Source organism: Pseudaeromonas pectinilytica (assembly GCF_054780855.1).
The window spans coordinates 1-5,370 of the sequence record NZ_BAAGVN010000277.1; the positions used below are offsets into that span (position 1 = coordinate 1).

Below are 5,370 nucleotides of genomic sequence, written 5' to 3' on the forward strand. Positions count from 1 at the left end.
TTAACATGAACCGCCGTATGCGGAACCGCATGTACGGTGGTGTGAGAGGACGGAGGCCGCGAGGCCTCCTCCTACTCGATGGAATATGTTCTGTCGTTTGTACTGAGATGAAGCAAGGAGAAGTGAATAGAAATGCAAATCGTGAAAACGCATATTCCCCAATCATATTCCCCGGATATTCCCTCGGAGATATTGGATTGCGGAGATTGGTGCGTAAGTGCTTGATTTTAATGGTGCCCGGTGCCGGAATCGAACCGGCACGCCGTTGCCAGCGAGGGATTTTAAATGCCGCAACTACGGTTGTTAATGGAATAATAGCTCACTTAACCGATTGATTCAATTAGATACAGGCGTTTTCGGTTTTGTGTGGTTCAGGCGGGTTTACGCCAAATTCACGCCTCGGGGGCATGGCCTCGGGGGCATAAAAAACCCGGCACGATGGCCGGGCGTTGTCTAATCAGATGGGGGTTGTCTTGCCGCTTGGTCATGGCCGCTGGCGATCTGGCCAGGGTTGTGGCCTGTCGATCGCTGGCACATCAGATTGTGGCGTGTCGGTTCGAGTCCGGATCTGGCTTGGAGTGTAGGCGTTGCGACTCTCCAAGCCAATCGGCTGCCGACGCCAATCGTTTCGTTTGTCACCTGTGATCTGAATAAAAAATGCCAGTGTGAATAACATTACACTGGTGATCAGGTACTGGGGCAGAGTCATCTAAACGGATGGCGCTCGCTTGTGATGAACCGATTAACGGATCTGGCCGACCACGGCAGAGACTCGGCTCCCGGCGGCTCACTGTTGGCCGCTTGGGCCAGGTCGCGAAGGAATTGGCCCTGATCCTCCTGTCGTGCTCGAACTCGCTTAAGACGTTTCCTCCATACATCGGCTTCATAGCTTGTGCTCAATTTAAGCCTCATTTGCCACCTCTGTGCAGATAGAAGAACAATCGACGGCGGGCATTCATAGCTTGTGCCTCAGTTCAGCCCCTATCAGCCCCCCTTGGTCATCGAAGTCGATGAACTGGGCGTCTAGCATCAAGTCCCGAACAACATCATGGTGAAGCCCGAGGATCTCGGCCAGGGTGGCGACGGGGATGAAATGGGTGTTGCTTGGCTTGAGCAGCCGCGTGATTATCACGCGGGCTGCTTCCCCATACAGCAATGGATCATCTTGGCTCAATAGCTCCTTGACCATTTACACCCCTCCCAACTTGCGTACACGGCTAACGCAGTGCAAGCGGCTTGCCGCCGCGAACGACTTGAACTCCCGAACCGTATCAATGCGGCTAATCACGTCAGGGGCTATCCCAGCCTCTCGGCAATGCCGAACCATAGCCGCTTCAATGTCGGCAGCGGTTCCAGCGTTCAGCCAGCGTTCCCGGTCGCACACTCTTAAGCTCGGCTGGATCAACATGGTGAGGATCAGCAATTGAATGGCTCGCTTGCCTACAGATTCCACGCATTCGTCGGCGCTGCCATTCTGTGCGCAACGGGCAGCGGCGGCGGTCAGTAACGGGGCATCTGCCATTTGATCGGGAGCTGCTAGCCAGTGCTTAATTGCAAGCGTCAGATCGGCCATTGCTGTTTTATGTTGGCGGGTCGCAAGTTCCATCTCTTCGCCAACATCCGGCAATTTAATCTTGGCGGCCTTCGCCTTCTCGCATCGGATCTGGTATTCCAGATCGTCAATCGTGGCTTCAATTGCGGCCAGTTGGCTGTTGAATGCTTCGGTCTTGTGTTTCGCGGACTCGATCATGCTTGTTTCTCCTTTTGCGGTTTCCGGGCGTTTTGACGTTGTGCCTCGTTCCAACGACTGCTTCCCTTATTGCCTTTGACTAACGCGGCTATGGCGTGGGGTTGTCCTACCATGCGGCTCATTTATCACCCCCAGCCATTCGGGTAAGTGCTTCCTGTGCGCGAGATACGACGGGGCCGGACTTTGGTGCGGCTTGTTGCGGCGTTGCCTGTGCCATGCGCAGAACGGCCTCCTGGCTCCGTGACAGCATCGGGGCCGCAGGTTGGGCAGCTTGAGCCACTGAATGGCCCTGTGAACGTTGGAGCGCGTCGTGTGCTCGGCTTGTCAGCACAACCTGGCTGGCCGGTGTGGCATCGAGTACACGGCGACTGGTTACGGGCTGGCCGCTGATGGTTCGCAGAGTGCCGCTGTTGAATGCGTCGATCGTTTGCTGTGTGTGGGTGTGTGTAACTGGTTTGCGATTTTTCATTCGGTCTTACTCCTGATCGGGTAATGCGATACTTAGTTGGGATTTCGGTGCGATACGGTGCGCCAAACGGATCAGCTCAAGCGCTTTGGCTGCTACTTCTTCCGACTCATCGGTCAGCATCAAATTGACTAACAATCTGAATTCACTCTGGCGGATCCCGCCCGCCTCAATAATTGCTTCGCGGGTCAGCGTTAAGCGGTTTTTGCTCCCTACTTTTCGCCCAGTTGGGTTGCCACTTTCGCCCGGTTGCCATGTCATGTTTTGTACCCCTTGTTAATTGCTGTTTAACTAACATCTGCAATAAGGCTACCATGGTTAATTGTTGGTCGTCACGCTATAAGTGCATGATAAATAAAGATTTCCTGACGCATCCGTCAAGGCAAAAGATGACGTTTTCGTCAGGCTATAAATGCGAAAGATGACGTTTTCGTCAGGCCCATCGGATACACAATCAGGCAGGAAGCCAGGGGCGGCAGGGCGTGCGGCAAGTTGAGGCGTAAAACGTGGTAAACAGGCAAAAAAAAGCCCGCACACGGCGGGCAAAACACTCACTCTGGAGAAGTGATCAGTAGTAATCGGCCAAGGTTGAACGGGTGCGCTGCATCTCGGGGCTCGGGCCAGCCATCATTTGGTAAAAGTCATCCATCGCTTCGGCGTGCGACTTGAACCGCTTGCCCTGTGCGGCTTGTTCGCGCATTTGTGTCAATTCCTGGCGTGCTTGCTTCGGTGTCATAAGCCATCCATCCCTAGCAGGTGGGCTTGAAGCATCGTGGCAGTTACCGCGATATCGCATTGTGGCGGTTCGCATCGCAACGCGTCGCTGTAGAGTTCTCCCAAGTCCGTTAGTAAAGCGTCGATACTACTGTCAGGGTCGCCATTTTCGACCTTGTGCCGTAATTCTTCGAGTCGTGCGGCAAGTTCTTTGCTGGTCATGGTTCAATCTCCTACAGATAAAAGTGATCCGCTCCAGCGCCGTATAGGCGTTCGAACATCTCGGCCTTGCTGCTACATTGCTGCTCGGAATGTTCTGCCCGGTTGCGTAGTTCGGCCAGCTCTTGGCGTGCTTGTTTCGGTGTCATGTGATTTGCTCCTATGCGTTCACAAATTCATCTAACGCCAAGTCGAGCGCCTGAACCACTGTCAAACTTCGGTCTGCCAGGATCTGTCCGGCCCGTTCGATAATCGGCCCTTGGTGACGCATCAACGCCACGTCTTTGTGAAACCCCCGGCGCAGCTCTGCCAGTTCCTGGCGGGCCTTGGTCATACTCATCATGCGTTGCGCTCCTCTAGTTTTTTCCTGAGTTCGGCAATTTCCGCCTGCATCTGTGTCAGCTCATAGATCCGGGCCTCAATGGCACGCTCCTGCACGCCACCGGCGACGGGCTCCGCCATTGGTGCCGGGATGCAGTGTTTAATCGTCAAGGCCACAGCTTGCGGGTCGCCCTGTGCTACCTGGATAGCCAGTTTGGCCAAGGCCTCGTTTAATATTGCAACGGGTATGGCCTTGCGCATGTTTCTTGATCCCTTGGGACGCCCCATAAATAACTCCCGATACAAATATTCGCTTATTTCTTCGACTATCTTACCAGTATTTATTGTGACCGGTCATCATGTTTTTTGGTTAAAACTTTGATTATATTGACGAATTCGTCACGACTTCTTTGCTCTCACTATTTACACCGTGACACAACGTACAACACGTTCGTATGTTGTATTTTTCACATATATCAGCCAATTTAATGAGAATCCGGAATTCTGGAACTGGAAATGATGAAACATTTGTTAGCGGTTGTTCCTTTTCTGATGGCTACCCACGCTCATGCATATTCGGACGATGCCGATTCCAGGATCGCGCATCTCGATAAGCCATATGCGGTGACGCATCTGATGAGTCCTGATGTTGACTGTGTGTGGACCATATCCGAGAACGGTGATTTGCATAATGAATCGATAGCCCATGATGTTCCTGGGGCTTGTTTTACCGCCGAGACTGCTGCGCTAGTGGTATCGTTACGCAAAGCTGGAAAGCTTGTCTGGAATGCCCCGCCTGCTCTCGATTACGAGTATGGTGATGAGTCAGGTTGTTATTATCTAATCGATAAAGCGGCCGGCATCGTCGCCACGATGATCGGTAACGCCGCAGGTATCGATGAGGAGGCGTGCCGGAAAGATAGCGCCAGAGCGAAAGCGTTGAAGCTCGCCGTTAAGATTGAAAGGATGCCCGTCATAAAAGATGACAAAAAAGTCGATATTGGAGGATACATTGCCACCAAGGAAAATATCCTTGGCTCCGTATTGCTAGCTTGCTACACAGGAAGCCTCGATAGTGATGACAGAATCGTCAGCAATAACGAACGTGTGAGAAGGTTTACGGAACTGCTGGATCTATATAAGGATGACAATTCCGGGAGAATAAGAGTCGCGAACGCTTTTGATTTTGCAGACCGAAATCTTAGAGATCGATATCCACTAGATACCGAAGGACGATACCGCACGGTGGTATGTGAGCAAATGGTAAAAAAAGGGAAACTTTAAATTACTAGAAATTAACGCTGTTTCGTGGGGGGGGGGTACTAGGTCACCACGTTTTACGCCGTAACTCTCTGACAGCCGCAAAATATATAGACTCCCGGCGGTTTACATATCCGTTGAAGCGTTGGCCAGGTGGTTTTGGTCGTCTGGCACTTCGGGCAGTTTTTCCTATTTGTTGTTATATGGAGCCTTTAACTTGTAAATATACTTTTCGTCTTGTGTATATTTTCATATATAAACTTTTCATAAAAAAACCGCCCGAACTGCCCGATAAACAACGCAAACCCGCGCCAGGCCTGGCTTTGCGCGAAATTCAAATCTGCCGGATGCTTGCCCGATACCAGCCCGACTTCTGGCAAAACTGTTAGGCCGTTAAATTACTTGTCGCCTCCGTTAAATTACTGGTGATTATGTCGGGCATAAAAAAACCCCGCACAATGGCGGGGTCTATTAACAAACACGGTCGATCAGTGATTGGCGAACGGCAATACATTTACCCCCTCAGCGCTTGATTTGAGGGTTACACCATAAAAGCCTCTCATGTACAGAACCTTAAGCGGCAAGCGAATTAATAATACCGTCTAACGTGTTGTTTTGCTTGGATTTTCTCTGCCTACTC

General features: G+C 51.7%; 9 protein-coding genes. 1 reads left to right on the plus strand and 8 read right to left on the minus strand.

Translation table 11 applies throughout. From position 1 onward, the window contains the following. Positions 1–955 precede the first annotated feature (955 nt). From ACYVG7_RS11235 to ACYVG7_RS11270, 8 genes are all read right to left on the minus strand, one after another. A complete protein-coding gene (locus ACYVG7_RS11235; RefSeq protein ID WP_460883198.1) occupies positions 956–1,189 on the minus strand; it encodes a hypothetical protein in 234 nt (77 codons plus the stop codon). Next, positions 1,190–1,750, minus strand: coding sequence for a hypothetical protein (locus tag ACYVG7_RS11240; protein WP_460883199.1), 561 nt, complete (start codon positions 1,748–1,750; stop codon positions 1,190–1,192). 475 nt (positions 1,751–2,225) lie between these two features. Then, the gene (locus ACYVG7_RS11245; protein WP_460883200.1) at positions 2,226–2,477 is read right to left on the minus strand and encodes a DUF5681 domain-containing protein; all 252 of its coding nucleotides are present in this window, start codon (positions 2,475–2,477) and stop codon (positions 2,226–2,228) included. Positions 2,478–2,784: 307 nt separating this feature from the next. Next, positions 2,785–2,952, minus strand: a complete 168-nt coding sequence (locus ACYVG7_RS11250) for a hypothetical protein (protein WP_460883201.1) — start codon at positions 2,950–2,952, stop codon at positions 2,785–2,787. Beyond that, positions 2,949–3,152 (minus strand): hypothetical protein, encoded by a 204-nt coding sequence (locus ACYVG7_RS11255; RefSeq protein ID WP_460883202.1) that lies wholly within the window; start codon positions 3,150–3,152, stop codon positions 2,949–2,951. Before ACYVG7_RS11255 ends, ACYVG7_RS11250 begins: the two co-directional genes overlap by 4 nt. A gap of 11 nt (positions 3,153–3,163) precedes the next feature. Next, positions 3,164–3,298, minus strand: a complete 135-nt coding sequence (locus tag ACYVG7_RS11260) for a hypothetical protein (RefSeq protein WP_460883203.1) — start codon at positions 3,296–3,298, stop codon at positions 3,164–3,166. Positions 3,299–3,309: 11 nt separating this feature from the next. Further along, positions 3,310–3,492: a hypothetical protein gene (locus ACYVG7_RS11265; protein WP_460883204.1), complete on the minus strand. Its 183-nt coding sequence runs from the start codon at positions 3,490–3,492 to the stop codon at positions 3,310–3,312. Beyond that, positions 3,489–3,731: a hypothetical protein gene (locus ACYVG7_RS11270; RefSeq protein WP_460883205.1), complete on the minus strand. Its 243-nt coding sequence runs from the start codon at positions 3,729–3,731 to the stop codon at positions 3,489–3,491. Before ACYVG7_RS11270 ends, ACYVG7_RS11265 begins: the two co-directional genes overlap by 4 nt. A gap of 255 nt (positions 3,732–3,986) precedes the next feature. Between ACYVG7_RS11270 and ACYVG7_RS11275 the strand changes: the two genes are divergently transcribed. Further along, positions 3,987–4,754, plus strand: a complete 768-nt coding sequence (locus tag ACYVG7_RS11275) for a hypothetical protein (protein WP_460883206.1) — start codon at positions 3,987–3,989, stop codon at positions 4,752–4,754. Positions 4,755–5,370 lie beyond the last annotated feature (616 nt).

What these genes read in the sequence shown, in the direction of transcription:
- ACYVG7_RS11250 (WP_460883201.1), bottom strand. Translation starts at nt 2,952, where the DNA reads ATGACACCGAAGCAAGCACGCCAGGAATTGACACAAATGCGCGAACAA.
- ACYVG7_RS11255 (WP_460883202.1), bottom strand. Translation starts at nt 3,152, where the DNA reads ATGACCAGCAAAGAACTTGCCGCACGACTCGAAGAATTACGGCACAAG.
- ACYVG7_RS11260 (WP_460883203.1), bottom strand. Translation starts at nt 3,298, where the DNA reads ATGACACCGAAACAAGCACGCCAAGAGCTGGCCGAACTACGCAACCGG.
- ACYVG7_RS11265 (WP_460883204.1), bottom strand. Translation starts at nt 3,492, where the DNA reads ATGATGAGTATGACCAAGGCCCGCCAGGAACTGGCAGAGCTGCGCCGG.
- ACYVG7_RS11270 (WP_460883205.1), bottom strand. Translation starts at nt 3,731, where the DNA reads ATGCGCAAGGCCATACCCGTTGCAATATTAAACGAGGCCTTGGCCAAA.
- ACYVG7_RS11245 (WP_460883200.1), bottom strand. Translation starts at nt 2,477, where the DNA reads ATGACATGGCAACCGGGCGAAAGTGGCAACCCAACTGGGCGAAAAGTA.
- ACYVG7_RS11275 (WP_460883206.1), top strand. Translation starts at nt 3,987, where the DNA reads ATGATGAAACATTTGTTAGCGGTTGTTCCTTTTCTGATGGCTACCCAC.
- ACYVG7_RS11240 (WP_460883199.1), bottom strand. Translation starts at nt 1,750, where the DNA reads ATGATCGAGTCCGCGAAACACAAGACCGAAGCATTCAACAGCCAACTG.
- ACYVG7_RS11235 (WP_460883198.1), bottom strand. Translation starts at nt 1,189, where the DNA reads ATGGTCAAGGAGCTATTGAGCCAAGATGATCCATTGCTGTATGGGGAA.